Here is a 16,246-nt window from a genome sequence, read left to right as displayed (position 1 = left end):
TGCGGGTTTGGAACGCATGGAGAGACGAATGAAAGCTGCCGTTGTTCATGACTTTGCCGCCCCACCCCGCTATGACGAATTCGCCGACCCGGTCGCGGGTGTGAGCGAAACGCTCGTCAAGGTTCACGCCGCCGCGTTGAGCCAACTCGTGCGCAGCCAGGCTTCCGGCAAACATTACAGTAGCGGCACCACGCTGCCGCTCGTGCCGGGCGTCGACGGTATCGGGACGCTGCCGGACGGACAGCGCGTCTACTTTGCATTTCCACGCAGCCCGTATGGATCGATGGCGCAATCCACTGTCGTCAGGCAAGCGTACTGCGTGCCCGTTCCGGATGACGTCGATGACGTGACGGCCGCGGCGATCGGCAACCCGGGCATGTCGTCATGGGCCGGTCTGGTCGAACGTGCACGTTTCCAACGCGGCGAAAACGTGCTGATCAACGGAGCAACCGGCACGTCCGGACGGCTCGCGATCCAGATCGCAAAGCATCTCGGCGCGGGCACCGTGATCGTCACCGGTCGCACCGCGCGCAGCGTTCAAGGCCTCGACGCACTCGGCGCCGATGTGCTGATTCCACTGGATGCGTCGCCGGAAGCCCTTACGCAAACCTTCCGCGATACGATCCGCGGCCACCGCGTCGATGTGATCCTCGATTATCTGTGGGGACCGTCCGCGGAATGCCTGCTCGGCGCCGTCTCGGGACACGGCAGCGGCGACGACGCCGAACCTCGTATCCGCTATGTGCAGATCGGATCGCTCGGCGGCACGACAATCAATTTTCCGGCATCCGCATTACGCAGTTCGGGACTCGAGATGCTCGGCACCGGCCTGGGCAGCGTGTCGAATGCAGGCTTGCTGCGTTCGATCGGCGGCGTGCTGAACGCGGTGACGAGCGCGGGACTGTCGGTCAATGCGCAGGCGGTGCCGTTGACGGATGTGGAAAACGCATGGCAAAGCGACGCTGGCGACCGCCTGGTCTTTACGATGTAACCCACGATAAAACGAAAGGCGGGGATTCCCGCCTTTTCAGCTTCGAAGCCCTTCCTTTGATGCGCTGCGGTAAGCTATCGGCTTCGCACAAGGAGGACTGATGAAGCTTTCGATCTATCTCGCCGGCGCAGTGTTGACGCTTGGCATCGCCGCCCATGCAGTCGCGCAGACTTCGCAGACGTACACCTTCGGCGAAGGCCAGTCGACACCGCAGCAGGCGCATCCGCGCCCGGTTGCGGGCGACCCGCCGCCCGACCACAAGCCCGCGCCGAAACCTAAACACAAGAAAAAGCATCACGTTCCGCCGCATCACAACAACGCGCACAATATGCCGAATAACGATACGTATACGCATCCTTGATGCGGGTTTGCGTTCCCATGACATAGACGCATAGCACGACGGAATGGCACTTGATCACCACGCGCCGCGCCGTCGTGCGCGTTGCCGATCAAACGTCCGCAAAAACAGTTGTTTTCAAACAGCAGATGACACCCGCCCACGCCCACTCCACCGCGCCGCTCATGCGCGACGCGACCGACGACGATATCCCCGCGATTCAGGCCATTTACGCGCACCATGTGCTCACCGGCGTCGCGTCGTTCGAAGAAACGCCACCCAGCGTCGATGACATGCGCGCACGTCATGCGAGCGTTGTCGGTCACGGTTTGCCCTATATGGTCGCGGAAATCGACGGCAAGGTCGCCGGTTACTGCTACGCCACGCCGTATCGACCGCGTGCCGCGTATCGCAACTCGATCGAAGATTCGATCTATATCGACGACACGTATCGCGGTCGCGGCCTCGGACGTCTGCTGCTGCAGACCTTGATCGAACAATGCGAACGCGGGCCGTGGCGGTTGATGATCGCCGTCATCGCAGACGGCGGCAGCGGCGGTTCACTGTCGTTACACCGCTCGCTCGGTTTCGAACTCGTCGGCACATTGAAATCGGTAGGATTCAAACATGGCCGATGGCTCGACACCACGCTGATGCAACGCGTACTCGGCGATGGCAACACCACGCCACCGGATCAATGAGCACACGCGCTGTGCGACATACGCTTTTTAAACGCGTCACACGCTAAAATCGCAGCATGACGAACACGCCTATCGACACCGCCGAAACGCCGGATGCCGCCGCAGCGCCGCGAAACGAATATACCGTCGACGAACTCGCGCGCGTCACCGACAGCACCGTGCGCAACGTTCGCGCGTATCAGGATCGCGGACTGCTCGCGCCGCCCGAAAAACGCGGCCGTGTCGGCGTGTACAACGATACGCACGTGTCACGCCTCAAACTCATCAATCACCTGCTCGCGCGCGGCTACACGCTGTCGAACATCCAGGATCTGATCAAGGCCGTCGATGAAGGCCACGATCTGCGTTCGATTCTCGGACTCGAAACCGCGATCGGCGGTCGATGGTCGCGCGAGCGTCCAAAGAAACTGTCGGTGCTCGAACTGCTGCACATGTTCGGCGACAAGGCGTCGCCCAGTGCGTTGGGCAAAGCCGTGGATCTCGGACTGCTCGAACGCGACGGCCTGTCGTTCGTCACGCCCAGCCCGGCTGCGTTGTCGGCGGGCGCCGCGCTCGCGCATGAAGGCATTCCGCTCGCCGATCTGCTCGACGCCGTCAGCATCGCGCGGCCGCATTTCAACGCGGTTGCGAAGGCGCTGGTGGACCTCGTCGTGCGTCAACTGGACCGCTACGACGCTGACGCGCTGCCGCCGCCTGCCGATGTGCCTGCGCTGGTGGATGCGATCTGGCGCGTGCGGCCGCTCGCGATGGTGCTGGTCGAATCGGAGATGAACCGCGCGCTCGAAGAAGCGTCCGGCGACTATCTCGGCGACCGCGTCGCGGCAATCCTCGAAACTAAGCTCGGCCGTAAACCTCACACGCGCGATCCGGATTCGGCGGCGGGTGTCGAGTCCACGCTTCACGAAACCCTTTCGCGAAAGCCGAAAAAAGACAAACCGCGCCGTTGATCCGTCGCGTGCCGGCGCCCGTTCGCGGCTGACCGGCTTTCAATTTCCCCACGTTTTGCTGCACCCCGTAGAGCCTCGCGTCTAACCGCGGGGCTTGCATCGCCTCGAAAACGCTTCTATCGTTACATCCATCAATGTAACAGTCAATAACGTAACAGGAGACGGATCGGATGAATGCACGCTCGATGCCTCCAGACGGCCTGCCGCCGGACCCGACGCCCGAATCGACACCGCCCGTCGTCACCGATGTCGCAATCATCGGCTCCGGTTTCGCGGGGCTCGGCATGGCGATCCGCCTCCTCGACGCCGGCCTCAACGACTTCATGGTGGCCGAAAAAGCGCACTCCGTGGGGGGCACCTGGCGCGACAACCACTACCCCGGTTGCGCGTGCGATGTGCAATCGCACGTCTACTCGTTTTCGTTCGCGCCGAATCCCAACTGGACGCGTATGTTTGCGCGTCAGCCGGAAATTCGCGCGTACCTCGACGACTGTTCGCAACGCTTCGGCGTCGAACCGTATCTGCGGTTTGGGCATGAATTGACGCGTGCGGTATTCGACGACACGGCGCAGCGCTGGCAATTGCAGTTTTCAAACGGGCAACGCTGGTCGGCGCGCGTGCTGGTGTCGGGTATGGGAGGTTTGTCGCGCGCAGCGATGCCGGATATTGCCGGCATCGAACGGTTCAAGGGCAACGCGTTTCACTCGCAACACTGGGATCACACGTATGCGTTCGAAGGCAAGCGCGTCGCGGTGATCGGCACCGGTGCGAGCGCGATCCAGTTCGTGCCGCAGATCGCGCCGCAAGTCGGACATCTCGCGCTGTTTCAACGCACGCCGCCGTGGATCATGCCGAAGGGCGATCGCGCGATCAAGCCGTTCGAACAATGGTTGTTCAAGCATCTTCCATTCACGCAAAAGCTCATGCGTGCAGGCCTGTACGGCATGCTCGAATCGCGCGCATTCGGTTTTGCGATTCACCCTTCGCTGATGAAGACCGCGCAGAGAATCGCGGTGCGTCATCTGCGGCGGCAAGTGCCGGATCCGCACTTGCGCGCAACATTGACGCCCGATTACACGATGGGTTGCAAGCGCATTCTCATTTCGAACGACTACTTCCCGGCCCTGTCGCGCAGCAATGTATCGGTTGTGTCGACATCGATTGCACGCATCGAGGAAGACGCTGTCGTGACGAGCGACGGTGCACGTCATCCGGTGGACGCAATCATCTTCGGCACCGGTTTTCAGGTGGCCGATCCGTTTCCGCGCGGTGTGGTCATCGGTCGCGGCGGCGTCGATATCGTCGACACCTGGCGCGATGGCGCGCATGCCTATCTCGGCACATCGCTACCCGGCTATCCGAACTTCTTCATGGTAGTGGGACCGAACACCGGCCTCGGACATAACTCGATGGTGTACATGATCGAATCGCAGGTCGAATACATCGTGCGCGCGTTGAAAACGATGCGTGCGGAAAAAGCGAATGCGATCGAGGTGCGCCCTCAGATCGAACGTGAATACAACGAGCAGATCCAGCAACGACTCGGCCGCGCAATCTGGTCCACGGGCGGTTGCAAGAGTTGGTATCTCGATCCGCGAAGCGGCAAAAACACCACTCTGTGGCCCGGATTCGCTTTTCGCTTCCGACAGGCCACCAGCACGTTCAACCTCGCCGACTACTTTGCCTTTCCACCTGGCACGGCCACCGCAAACACCAGCAACGCGACGCCAGATACGACATCAAACACGACGAGTACCACGAGCACCACGACATCGCCACAGAGCGATGTGATGCGAAACGCCTGAAACGACAGTGCACCGCTCAGAGAGGAACGGAGACAGCTTATGAAGCATTTCACCGACAAGGTTGCCGCGATAACCGGCGCAGGCTCAGGCATGGGGCGCTCGCTCGCGATTCAACTGGCGCGCGAAGGCTGCCATCTCGCGCTGGCCGACCGCAATGCAAGCGGCCTCGCGGAGACAGCACGTCTCGCATCGGCCGCCGCGCCGCAAATCGTCGGCGCACCGCTGAACGTCACGACCTGCGTACTCGATGTCGCCGATCGAGCGGCGATGCTCGCATGGGCCGCGCAGTCCGCCGCCGCACATGGACGCGTGAACCTCGTGTTCAACAATGCGGGCGTTGCGTTGTCGAGCACGATCGAAGGTATGGAATACGCCGATCTCGAATGGATCGTCGGCATCAACTTTTGGGGTGTGGTTCACGGCACGAAAGCGTTTTTGCCTTATTTAAAGGCCTCGGGCGAAGGACATGTGATCAACACGTCGAGCGTGTTCGGTCTGTTTTCGCAGCCTGGCATGAGCGGTTACAACGCGACGAAGTTTGCGGTGCGGGGTTTCACCGAAGCATTGCGCCAGGAACTCGACCTGATGAATTGCGGTGTATCGGCCACGTGCGTACATCCCGGCGGCATTCGCACCAGCATCGCGCAGTCGAGCCGGATCGCGTCGAATATGGTCGGCTTCATGCTTGAAAACGAGCAGCAAGGCAAGGACGACTTCGAGAAGTTCTTTATCACCACCGCCGACGAAGCCGCACGCGTCATTCTCGAAGGCGTGCGCAAAAACCGGCGACGTGTGTTGATCGGTCGGGATGCGCGCGCCGCCGACTGGCTCGCACGCACCTTGCCTGCGGCGTACCAGGCGCTCGTCGTGATGCAGACGCGCCGGATGAAACGGATCGCGCAAAAACGCGCACGCGCCGCGGAAGTCGCGGGACGTCGCGCGTAACCACAGCTTACTCAGGGAGAAAGGCCATGATGCCCGTTCGCCGAGATCTTCGTTTTGCATTACCGCCCGAGCGCGCCAGGGATTGGCACAAGCTGGGACCGCATGTCACGCATTTCTTCAATGCACTCTCTCTGCTGTTTCCTGCAGGAGAACGCTTCTTTATGGACAGCGTGCGCAACTATCGCGACCAGATCGAGGATCCCGTTCTAAAGAAACAGGTGCTCGGATTTATCGGTCAGGAAGCGATGCATACGCGGGAACACGTCGAATACAACGACCTTCTGCAAGCGGCCGGTTTACCCGCCCACAAGCTCGATCGACGGCTCGCAGCATTGCTCAATTTAAATCGCAAGGTGCTGCCCAAATCGTTCCAGCTTGCGATGACCGTCGCGCTGGAACACTACACCGCCATGCTCGCCGCGATCCTGCTCGAAGACGACACGCGTGTCGCAGGCTCCGTGGATGGCTACCGGCAGATGTGGATCTGGCATGCGCTCGAAGAGACCGAGCATAAGTCGGTGTCGTACGACGTGTGGAATACCGTGCTGAAGCCGGGCATGGGTCGCTATCTGATACGCACCGGTGTGATGCTGGTCGTCACGCTGCTATTCTGGCTGATCGTCTTCGACTTTCACGTGCGCCTGATCGTCGCCGATCGCAAACGGGGCGGCCATTTGCGTGGCATGTGGCAAGTCGTCAAGTTTCTGTATGGGCCCCGTCATGGCGTGTTTCCGAACATTGCGCTCGAATGGCTGAGATTTTTCAAACCCGGGTTTCATCCGTGGGATCACGACAATCGCGCGCAACTGGCAAGGATCGACGGCCTGATCGCCGATGTCGATGCGACCAACGCAGCCAGCCCGTCAGCGTTGAAAGCGAATCGTCGCGGTGTGCGGGCGGCAGCGTGAGCACGGTGGCGTAATGCACGACGCTTTCACCGTCGATTCGGGCGATGCTGCGCACACGCGGCTCGCCGTGTATGTCAGCGGCCCACGCGATGCACCGCCGATTATTTTCGTGCATGGCTACCCGGATTCGGCGTGCGTGTGGGAGCCGATCCGTGCGTTACTCGACGCCCGGTATCGTGTAATCAGCTATGACGTGCGCGGCGCCGGCGCGTCGGATGCGCCACGCGCATGCATCGATTACCGCCTCGAACGACTCGCCGACGACCTCGCCGCAGTCGCCGACGCCACCTGCGGGCCGCATCGCGCGTTCCATCTGGTCGGTCACGACTGGGGATCGATCCAAAGCTGGGAAGCCGCGACCCGCGACGCATTCGCTGGACGCATCGCGTCGTTCACATCGATCTCCGGCCCGTCGCTCGACCATGCATCGGCAGGATTGCGCGGCGACGGCCCGAAAAAGCCGTTCGGCAGTAGTGTGCGGCAACTGCTGAAGTCCTGGTACATCCTCTTCTTCCATCTGCCGCTCGTCCCGGAACTCGTATGGCGCGCGGGCGGCGCACACGCGTGGCCGCTCTGGCTGCGCATCACCGAAGATTTGCGGGTACGCCGCGATCCGTCGCAGCTGCGAAACGCGATCAACGGCCTGAATCTGTACCGCGCCAACTTCGTCGATCGACTGCGTCGGCCCGATCCACGCCGTGCGATCGCTCCGGTGCAATTCCTCGTCCCGATGCGCGACCGTTATGTAGGCCCTCTACTTTCGGTCGGACTCGAAACGTGGACGGGGCCGAATGTCCGCGAGGAAATCGACGCCGGACATTGGGTCGTATTGCGTGATCCGGCGCGGATTGCCGCGAGTATCGACCGCTTCGTCGCCTCGCATGCGCTGGACGCATGCGTCACTCACCGCGCCGCAAGCGCCTGAAATACGCCGGATAATCGATCACGAGGCCGTCGTCATCCACGCTCAGATGAGCGGCGAAGTTCGTCGTCAAGCCTTCGTAGCGGTACTCGCGGTCCAGTTCTATGCATGTATACGCCTGTTCGAAGCGCGCGATACGCAGATCCGGCGTAGCGATATAGGCGGCAGATAAGGTTCGCCGCTCGCCTTCGGCCAGTGTCAACCGGCGAATCGGCAAGGTATTGGTAAATGGTGTCGCCATGATGTCGATGTCGATACACCCATCCAGCATGCCCAGGTGCAAGCCGTGGCCGTCGCGCCACGTTCCGTCACCGTCGGCATGCAGTTCCAGCGTTGCGCCGCCCATCGTCTTCAGATACGCGTATCGCACGTGCCATTTAGCGTCGCAGCGTAGCCGGTAGTGGAGGCCATAGTGCTGCGCGACCACGACGCTTTCGACGAACACACCGTCATCACGAATGTCCAGAGCAAGATGCTCGATGCCGCCGTCATCCAGCGATGTCCAGCTCACTTCGCGCATGGTCCGATCTCCCTTTGTTCGTAGTTGACACGCTCTTAGCGACAATGAATGCCTGCCACGCATTATGCCGCGCTCGAATTCCGGCCCATTCATACGTGACATGCTCGCATGCGCATACGTCATGCGAACCGCCAATGCATGCGCATTTTCTTTTGAATGTCTCAGATGTTGCAAAGGATCGCTTCGCATTCAGATGTAATCACGCGTTCCACTATCTCGTGGCCGCATTTATCGAGTTGGACATCTCCTTTAAATGCCTCTCCCCGAGCTTATTGAAAGGCACCGGATCAGCGTGGTCGATTGCCGCATCATGGGTACAAAACGTCGCACCGTGCCGCACAACGCCGTGCCCGGATGCAGGAAAAACTTGATACGCATCAAGCCTTTATCGTCCCGAATTCGTAAATGGACACCGTGTCACGCGGCGTATCGACGCACATTGCGACGCAGCAAAGTTCGCGACATTCACCTACTCTTGCGCCATTCGCGACACCCCGTGCGTCGGCAGCAAGCGACGCGATTAGTCTGCTATCGGTATCAAGGCCATGACTCCTGCAATTTCGGCGTTCGATCTCGCCCGTATCCAGTTCGCATTCACCGTCTCATTTCATATCGTCTTTCCGGCGCTCAGTATCGGGCTCGCCAGCTTCATTGCCGTGCTCGAAGGCATGTGGCTGAAAACCGGTAAATCGCATTACAAAGACCTGTGCATGTTCTGGTCGAAAATCTTTGCTGTTGCATTCGGCATGGGCGTCGTGTCCGGCGTCGTGATGAGCTATGAATTTGGCACCAACTGGTCCGGATTCTCGCGGTTCGCAGGCCCCGTCACCGGGCCGCTGCTGATGTACGAGGTCATGACCGCGTTCTTCCTCGAAGCGGGCTTCCTCGGGATCATGCTGTTCGGCTGGCAGCGCGTCAGCGCGCGCGCACACTACGGCGCCACGCTGATGGTCGCGCTCGGTACGCTGATTTCCACGTTCTGGATTCTCGCATCGAACAGTTGGATGCAAACGCCGCAAGGCTTCGAAGTAGTCGACGGTCACGTCGTGCCGCTCGACTGGATGAAGATCATTTTCAATCCGTCGTTCCCGTACCGTCTCGCGCATATGGCGCTCGCCGCGTTCATCGTTGCCGGGCTGGTCGTGGCGGCGGTCGGCGCATGGCATCTGCTGAAGGGACGTCGCGATCCAGCGGTCAAAACGATGTTCTCGATGGCGCTGTGGCTGCTGCTGGTACTCACGCCGCTGCAAGCCGTGGTCGGCGATCAGCACGGCCTGAATACCCGCGAATATCAACCGGCCAAGATCGCAGCGATCGAAGGACTGTGGGACACCGAGAAAGGCGGCACCGCGCTGAACCTGTTCGGCATTCCGGATATGAAGGCCGAAACCACGCGCTACGCGATCTCCGTGCCGCACCTGGGCAGCCTGATCCTCACGCATAGCTGGGACGGCGAGATTCGCGGCCTCAAGAGCTTCCCGCCGGAAGATCGTCCGAACTCCACCGTGGTCTTCTGGAGCTTCCGTGTGATGGCAGGCCTCGGCGTGCTGATGATCCTGATGTCGTTGACGGCCGCATTGCTGCGCAAGCGTGGCGCGCTGTTCGAAGCGAAGTGGTTCCAGAAACTCGCGATCGCAATGGGCCCGACCGGTTTCATCACCTTGCTGGCCGGCTGGGTCACGACCGAAGCGGGACGTCAGCCGTGGGTCGTGTACGGCGTACTGCGCACATCGCAAGCGGTTTCCCCGTTGACTTCGCAACAGGTCGGCATCTCGCTGATGGCATTCGTGGTGGTGTATTTCCTCGTGTTCGGCACCGGCATCTACTACCTGCTGAAGCTGATGCGCTCGGGCCCCGCTCTGCCAGGCGACGCGCCGCATCACGTGACCGGCGGTACTGCACGCCGTCCGCTTTCCGCCGCCGACACGATGATCGACGCGGCCTGATCTTCACGCATGACGAGGTAAAGAAACATGGATGTCACTGTAGTTTGGGCTGCGATCATCGCGTTGGGCGTGTTCATGTACGTCGTGCTCGACGGCTTCGATCTGGGTATCGGCATCATTTTTCCGTTCTTTCCGGACGAGAAAGAGCGCGATCTGATGATGAATACCGTCGCACCGGTTTGGGACGGCAACGAAACATGGCTGGTGCTCGGCGGCGCGGGATTGTTCGCGGTGTTTCCGGTCGTCTACGCGACCGTGCTGTCCGCGTTGTATCTGCCGCTTATTTTCATGCTTGCATGCCTGATCTTTCGCGGTGTGTCGTTTGAGCTGCGCGCCAAGGCGAATCGCACGAAATATCTGTGGGATCTCGCGTTTATCGGCGGCTCGACGGGCGCGGCATTCTTTCAGGGCATCGCACTCGGCGCGTATCTGCAAGGTATTCCGGTTGCGAATGGCAACTTCGCAGGCGATGCATTCGGCTGGCTCACACCGTTCACGTTGTTGACGGGCCTCGGCCTCGTTGCAACCTATGCGCTGCTCGGTTCCGCCTGGCTGGTTGCCAAGACCGAAGGCGATCTGCAACGCCGACTGCATCGTGTCGTGTGGCCGCTGACGATCGTGCTGCTCGCGTTTATCGCCATCGTCAGTCTCTGGACGCCGCTGCAAGAGCCGCAAATCGCACAACGCTGGTTCGAGTCGGGATTGTTCTACCGTTTGCTGCCCGCCCCGATTCTTGTGCTGGTATTCGCGTGGCGCATGCGTCGCGCCGTGCTCGAACGACATCACAACACGCCGTTCCTGCTGGCGCTCGGCATCGTACTGCTTGGCTATCTCGGCTTGCTGGTCAGCCTGTGGCCGTATGCGATTCCGTCGAGCATCACGTTGTGGGAAGCAGCGGCACCGCGCTCCAGCCAGATCTTTACGCTGGTCGGTGCTTCAATCATCATCCCGATCATCATTGCGTACACGACGCTCGGTTATTGGGTATTTCGCGGGAAGGTGCGTCATGGCGACCAACATCACTACCATCACTAAGCGCGACGCGGATCGATCCGCTGCGCCTCAACGCAGGCTGCCGGGTTGGGCTTGGTTCGTGTTGCTGTGGCTCGGCGGCGTCGTTGCTGCCGTGTCGCTCGGCGAAGTATTCAAGGTCTTCATGAACCTGACGCTGTTCGCGGTCAGATAGCATTGATGCCATGCGTGCTGCGCATGGCATGCGCGATACGCATCGACGCTGAGGGCGCGCATGATTTCAGTCATGCGCGCCCTTTTCGTATCAGAACAGTTTGCCCGGATTGAGAATGCCGCGTGGATCGAGTGCCTGCTTGATTGCGATCATGGCCGCGAGTTCAGCGGCCGAGCGGGAAATCGGCAGGAATTCGCGCTTCATCGAGCCGACACCATGTTCGGCCGACACCGAACCTTGCAACGGCCGCAGCATCTCGTAGACGAATGCGTACACCGCATGATGATCGACACCCGGCACCGAATTACCGTCCACGGTGACGTGTAGGTTCGAATCGCCGATATGGCCGAAGAAATAGCTGCGATTGCCCGGCCATTTCTGATCCAGCGCCGCCCGGCACCGATCGACAAAATGCCCGATCTCGCCGATCGGCAAACTCACATCGAAGTTGATCGCGTCGAGTCGCACCGGAAACTCCGCCGTGCATTCACGGATTGCCCACAAGCCGCGCGCGTCGGCAAATGACTGGGCCATGATCGCGTCGCGGATCGCATGTGCGTCGAGCGCTTCGGTCAATGCTCCGGCGAAACGCTCGCCGTCATCGGCCGCATCGAAGCTTGCATGTTCGATCAGTGCATAAAGCGGATGCGGCGCGTCGAATGGCGAACGGGTGCCTGTCAGTTCGACGCCAAAATCGAAGAAATCCGGCCACATGATCTCGAATGCGCCGATGTCGTTTCCGAAGCGCGTCGACAGGCGCCGCAACAGATTCACCGCCGCGTCGTAGCCGTCCAGAGCGACAAGCGCGGTATGCCGCGATGCGCGCGGCGGATGCAACCTCAGCACGGCCCGCGTAATCACGCCTAACGTGCCCTCCGAACCGATAAACCAGTGCTTGAGATCGTACCCGGTGTTGTTTTTCACCATCTTGCCGAGCGAGGTCAACACCGCGCCGTTCGCGAGCACGACCTCCAGACCAAGCACCTGATCGCGCGCCGTGCCCGACTGGATCACGCGATTACCACCTGCATTGGTGGCCAGATTGCCACCGATCTGACATGAACCGCGTGCGCCGAGATCGAGCGCGAGTTCGAAACCTGCCTCCGCTGCCGCTTCCTGCGCGGCCTGAAGCGTCGTGCCGGCACGCACCGTGATCGTGGCGGACGCCGCATCGATTTCCTCGATGCCCGTCATCCGTTCGAGCGACAACGCTATGTCCGATGCGCGAGGAATCGAGCCGCCCGCAAGACCCGTCATGCCGCCCTGCGGCACGACGCTTTGTCCCACGGCATCGCAGATTGCGAGTGCCTTCGAAACCTCGTCGGTCGTGCGCGGCAACAGCAATGCGGCCGCGCGCGTGGGCGTATGGCGCGTCCAGTCGGTCATCGAGCGTGCGCCGATCTGATCGCCGACCCGCACGGCGTCGTCGCCGAGTGCGGCGCGCAACGCCGTCAGCGTGTCGAGAAACGTTGCGTGAGCGTTGCCGGCGCGAAGCCCAGTTACACCATCATTCATGCGGGATTCCCTTACATTGCATGCTTCTTCCGATAACCCATCGAATCGTTGATGCGGCCGAGGATATAGTCGCCGGCCGCGACCGGTTGATACTTTAGCGCAGCCTCGCTGGTGCCGAGATCGCGCGGATCGACCGGCGCGATATACGTCGGATCATAAAACGTAGCAATCGAATAGCGCTCGCGGCCCGACGCATTTACGACACGATGCAGCGTCGAACGAAACCTGTCGTTGGTCCAGCGCGCCAGAAGATCGCCCACGTTCACGACGAAACTCCCTGGAACGGGTGGCGCATCGATCCATGTGTCGTTGCCGATTTCGCGCACCTGCAGGCCACCGACCCGATCCTGCCACAACAACGTAATGCAGCCGTAATCCGTATGCGGCGCGACGCCGAACTGATCTTCATCCGACTGCGGCGGTTGCGGCGGGTAGTACACCATTTGTGTACGCTGCATCCGCTTCGTATAGCGCGGCGCAAAAAAATCCGCATCCACGTCGAGCCCTGTGGCAACTGCTCGCAGAAGATCCGCGCCGCATGCGCCGACGGCGTCGTAATAGTCATACAACGCCGGACGCAATGCAGGCATGAAATCCGGCCAGTTGTTCGGACCGCGCAGAGCCTGCCCGGCCAGCACATCCGGATCGTCTTCAGGCAGCTCGAGGCCGATGCTGAAAAACTCCTTGTAGTCAGGACGTTTCGCCTGATACATCGTCGCGTCGCCGAGTGCGTTGAAACCGCGATGACGTTGATTCACCGCTGCACGGCGTTTGGTCTCGACGGGGAATGCGAAGAACTCGCGTGCCGCGGCTTCTGCTGCGTCGATCGTAGCTTGCGGCACGCCGTGATTGACGATGTAAAAGAAACCGATGGTCGTGCATGCATCATGAATCTCGCGCCCTGCTCGCGCGAGCGAGGCAGGGTCGCCAGCGCGGACACCAGCCAGGTCGATGATCGGAATGGGTGTGGCGGACGACATCGCAACGCTCCGTGAAAGGCCTGCGCAAGGAAGAAAAATCACGCGATTCCGAGTGGTATATACCGCCAGAAACGCATGCGCAAGCCGCATCGTTCCTTACAAGAAAGCACGTCGAACGATGCGCTGCCATGCAGCACAGGTTTATTTATTTCGCGCGAAAATCGCGGTATATACTGCCCTCGACCCTCTGCTCCACTGATTCGTTCGTGCCACTTTACTTCGCTATCCGGAGAAATTCATGAGCATTCTCGCAAGCTGGAAATGTCGTCTGGTGATGTTGGCTCTGTGCGCCGCAAGCGTCACCGCGCATGCAGAAGACCAGCTCGCCAAAGTGAAGAAAGCGGGTGAACTGGTGGTCGGAACGGAGATGCAATTCGCACCGTTCGACTTCCTCGAAAACGGTCAGCAAGCGGGTTTCAACAAAGATCTTTTCGCAGCCGTCGGCCAGGAACTCGGCGTCAAGGTTCGCTTCATCGACCTGCCGTGGCCCAGCGTGTTGCCGGGCCTCGAAGCCGGCAAGTTCGATATGGTCGGCGGGCCGCTGACGGTCACCAAGGCGCGCATGGAGCGCTACACCTACACGCTGCCCATCGCCGACGCAACCGATGCACTGCTCAAGCGCGCGAGCGACACGTCGCTGAAACAATCGTCCGACATCGCGGGCAAGATCGTCGGTGCAGGCAAAGGCTCAGCGCAACTGGACCAGTTGAAGGCGTACATCGCCACGCTGCCGAAGCCGCCTGAAGTCCGCGAATACGTCGATAACAACCAGGCGTATGCAGACCTCGCGGCGGGCCGGATCGTCGCCGTGGCGAATTCGATGACGAACATCGCCTATGTCGCCAAACAACGTCCCGAAACCTTTGCCGTCGTGCAGCCACCGTTCGGAGCGAAAGTGTATTTCGCCTATTGCCTGCGCAAGGATGCGGACAGCAAGCCGCTCGCCGACGCGTTCAACGCAGCGCTCGTGAAAATGCACAACGACGGACGCCTCGCCGCGCTGCAAAAGAAATGGTTCGGCGTTGCGATGGATGCGCCCACCACCATGCCGATGCCGAACTACTAATCCGCTATTCAACGCAGTGAATACGCGCACACGCTCGACATAGACGCCCGCCCATCATGTTCAGCGCCACCGTTTTCGCCCAAGGTATGCCGCTGCTGCTGCATGCGTCGCTCGCCACGATCGGCATTTCGCTGACCGGTCTCGTGATCGGGTTTTTCGTCGCGATCGGCGTGTGCACCGCGCGGCTGTCCACGCATCGCGCAGCCCGCTGGTTCGGCGGCGCCTACGTGTTCTTTTTTCGTGGCGTGCCGATGCTGGTGCAACTACTGCTCGTTTATTACCTGCTGCCGTTTGCAGGCATCAACGTGTCGCCGATCGTCGCGGCCGTTAGTGCCGTGTCATTGTGTTCAGCGTCGTATATCGCTGAGATCTTGCGTGGCGGCTTTCTCAGCATTCCGCCAGGCCACCTCGAAGCGGCGCGCATGCTTGGCCTTTCCACGCTCGACCAACTGCGACGAATCCAGGTGCCGCAAGCGTTTCGTCTGACACTGCCGTCGCTCGTCAACGAGATGGTTTTGCTGATCAAGGCGTCGTCGCTGATTTCCGTGGTGGGCGTCGCGGAACTGACGCGCACCGCACAGAATATCGCCGCCAGCACCTATCGACCGCTTGAAGCTTACCTGGCAGCGGGCCTGATTTACTTCGTCATATGCGGTGCGCTCGCACTTGTGGCGCACGCAGCGGAATATCGACTCAAGCATGCATAAAACGCATGCATGCGCCCGACGCATGCGTGCCATGGCTTTATCGGAACAGAGCAGCCACCGGGACGCACCGAAGGACGCAAGCCATGCAACAGTTCGACCCGACCGTCATCACCCACAACCTGCAACCGATCGCAGCTGGTTTCGCGACCACAGTGGGGACATGGCTCGCCGGCGTCGCGATCGGACTGGTCGTCGGGTTCCTGATTGCGGTGCTGCAGCTGTTTTGTGGCCGCCCGATCCGCGCGGTGTTGCGCTTTTATATCGAGCTGTTGCGAGGCACGCCGTTTCTGGTTCAACTGTTTCTGCTCTACTACGGCGGACCGTCGATCGGACTCACGCTCGACCCGATGACAGCGGGCGTCGTCGGGCTCGGACTCTACGGAAGCGCATATTTTGCGGAAGCATTCCGCTCCGGATTCCAATCGGTTCCGCCCGGACACGTCGAGGCTGCTGCGTGTCTCGGCCTCACCCGCTGGCAAACGATTTTGCGCATTCAGACGCCGCAAATGCTGGTGCTGATCGTACCCGCTCTCATCAACCTCACCATCGTGCTCAGCAAGGAAACGGCGGTGCTGTCGATCGTCACCGTACCCGAGCTGACCTTTGTTCTAACCGGTATCGGTTCTGCGACTTTCGCGTTTGTCGAGACACTGCTCGCACTGTGCGTGTGCTATCTCGCGCTTGTCGAACTGACATCGCGCGCGGGGATGTGGGCCGAAACACGCATTGCACGCTACATCGCATGAACGGCCAACGCACGCGGATCGATC

Annotated in this window: 17 protein-coding genes; 14 read left to right on the top strand and 3 right to left on the bottom strand. The window is 60.7% G+C overall.

The window, feature by feature from the left end; genetic code table 11:
• Window positions 1-28 precede the first annotated feature (28 nt).
• The 8 genes from PW947_RS15055 to PW947_RS15020 all read left to right on the top strand — a co-directional run bounded on the left by PW947_RS15055 (window position 29) and on the right by PW947_RS15020 (window position 7,559).
• The gene (locus PW947_RS15055; RefSeq protein ID WP_299633127.1) at window positions 29-991 is read left to right on the top strand and encodes a zinc-binding alcohol dehydrogenase family protein; all 963 of its coding nucleotides are present in this window, start codon (window positions 29-31) and stop codon (window positions 989-991) included.
• Between the two features lie 100 nt (window positions 992-1,091).
• Entirely contained in the window at window positions 1,092-1,352 is a 261-nt protein-coding gene (locus PW947_RS15050) for a hypothetical protein (protein ID WP_299633126.1), read from the top strand.
• 161 nt (window positions 1,353-1,513) lie between these two features.
• Window positions 1,514-2,029, top strand: a complete 516-nt coding sequence (locus PW947_RS15045; RefSeq protein ID WP_366146121.1) for an N-acetyltransferase family protein — start codon at window positions 1,514-1,516, stop codon at window positions 2,027-2,029.
• Window positions 2,030-2,085: 56 nt separating this feature from the next.
• Entirely contained in the window at window positions 2,086-2,976 is an 891-nt protein-coding gene (locus PW947_RS15040) for a MerR family transcriptional regulator (protein ID WP_299633124.1), read from the top strand.
• 170 nt (window positions 2,977-3,146) lie between these two features.
• Window positions 3,147-4,781 (top strand): NAD(P)/FAD-dependent oxidoreductase, encoded by a 1,635-nt coding sequence (locus PW947_RS15035; RefSeq protein ID WP_299633123.1) that lies wholly within the window; start codon window positions 3,147-3,149, stop codon window positions 4,779-4,781.
• A 39-nt stretch (window positions 4,782-4,820) separates the two neighbouring features.
• Entirely contained in the window at window positions 4,821-5,726 is a 906-nt protein-coding gene (locus tag PW947_RS15030; protein WP_299633122.1) for an SDR family NAD(P)-dependent oxidoreductase, read from the top strand.
• A gap of 26 nt (window positions 5,727-5,752) precedes the next feature.
• Window positions 5,753-6,634 (top strand): metal-dependent hydrolase, encoded by an 882-nt coding sequence (locus PW947_RS15025; protein ID WP_299633121.1) that lies wholly within the window; start codon window positions 5,753-5,755, stop codon window positions 6,632-6,634.
• Between the two features lie 13 nt (window positions 6,635-6,647).
• Window positions 6,648-7,559, top strand: a complete 912-nt coding sequence (locus PW947_RS15020) for an alpha/beta fold hydrolase (RefSeq protein ID WP_299633120.1) — start codon at window positions 6,648-6,650, stop codon at window positions 7,557-7,559.
• Here the strand turns inward: PW947_RS15020 and PW947_RS15015 are convergent.
• Window positions 7,534-8,076 carry a putative glycolipid-binding domain-containing protein gene (locus tag PW947_RS15015; RefSeq protein ID WP_299633119.1) on the bottom strand — a complete coding sequence of 181 codons (543 nt, stop codon included), beginning with the start codon at window positions 8,074-8,076 and terminating at the stop codon, window positions 7,534-7,536. The genes PW947_RS15020 and PW947_RS15015 overlap by 26 nt on opposite strands.
• Window positions 8,077-8,621: 545 nt before the next feature.
• Here PW947_RS15015 and PW947_RS15010 point away from each other — a divergent pair.
• The 3 genes from PW947_RS15010 to PW947_RS15000 are packed head-to-tail and all read left to right on the top strand — an operon-like array spanning window position 8,622 to window position 11,208.
• Window positions 8,622-10,022: a cytochrome ubiquinol oxidase subunit I gene (locus PW947_RS15010; RefSeq protein WP_299633118.1), complete on the top strand. Its 1,401-nt coding sequence runs from the start codon at window positions 8,622-8,624 to the stop codon at window positions 10,020-10,022.
• A 27-nt stretch (window positions 10,023-10,049) separates the two neighbouring features.
• Complete coding sequence (gene cydB, locus PW947_RS15005; protein ID WP_299633117.1) at window positions 10,050-11,057, top strand: cytochrome d ubiquinol oxidase subunit II; 1,008 nt, start codon at window positions 10,050-10,052, stop codon at window positions 11,055-11,057.
• Window positions 11,029-11,208 (top strand): hypothetical protein, encoded by a 180-nt coding sequence (locus PW947_RS15000; protein WP_299633116.1) that lies wholly within the window; start codon window positions 11,029-11,031, stop codon window positions 11,206-11,208. The genes cydB and PW947_RS15000 overlap by 29 nt, the downstream gene beginning before the upstream one ends.
• Before the next feature lie 90 nt (window positions 11,209-11,298).
• Here the strand turns inward: PW947_RS15000 and PW947_RS14995 are convergent, their stop codons facing one another.
• On the bottom strand, window positions 11,299-12,723 hold the full coding sequence (locus PW947_RS14995) for an FAD-binding oxidoreductase (protein ID WP_299633115.1): 1,425 nt from the start codon (window positions 12,721-12,723) through the stop codon (window positions 11,299-11,301).
• 11 nt (window positions 12,724-12,734) lie between these two features.
• Complete coding sequence (locus PW947_RS14990) at window positions 12,735-13,703, bottom strand: 2-oxoglutarate and iron-dependent oxygenase domain-containing protein (RefSeq protein WP_299633114.1); 969 nt, start codon at window positions 13,701-13,703, stop codon at window positions 12,735-12,737.
• Window positions 13,704-13,941: 238 nt separating this feature from the next.
• Between PW947_RS14990 and PW947_RS14985 the strand changes: the two genes are divergently transcribed.
• The 3 genes from PW947_RS14985 to PW947_RS14975 all read left to right on the top strand — a co-directional run bounded on the left by PW947_RS14985 (window position 13,942) and on the right by PW947_RS14975 (window position 16,222).
• Window positions 13,942-14,769: a transporter substrate-binding domain-containing protein gene (locus PW947_RS14985; protein ID WP_299633113.1), complete on the top strand. Its 828-nt coding sequence runs from the start codon at window positions 13,942-13,944 to the stop codon at window positions 14,767-14,769.
• A 56-nt stretch (window positions 14,770-14,825) separates the two neighbouring features.
• Window positions 14,826-15,476, top strand: coding sequence for an amino acid ABC transporter permease (locus PW947_RS14980; RefSeq protein WP_299633112.1), 651 nt, complete (start codon window positions 14,826-14,828; stop codon window positions 15,474-15,476).
• A gap of 83 nt (window positions 15,477-15,559) precedes the next feature.
• Window positions 15,560-16,222, top strand: a complete 663-nt coding sequence (locus PW947_RS14975; RefSeq protein ID WP_299633111.1) for an amino acid ABC transporter permease — start codon at window positions 15,560-15,562, stop codon at window positions 16,220-16,222.
• Window positions 16,223-16,246: the final 24 nt, after the last annotated feature.

The organism is Paraburkholderia sp., assembly GCF_028283785.1.
Classification (GTDB): domain Bacteria; phylum Pseudomonadota; class Gammaproteobacteria; order Burkholderiales; family Burkholderiaceae; genus Paraburkholderia.
The sequence above is the reverse complement of the archived record's forward strand: the minus strand, read 5'-3'. Positions and strand labels throughout refer to the sequence as shown.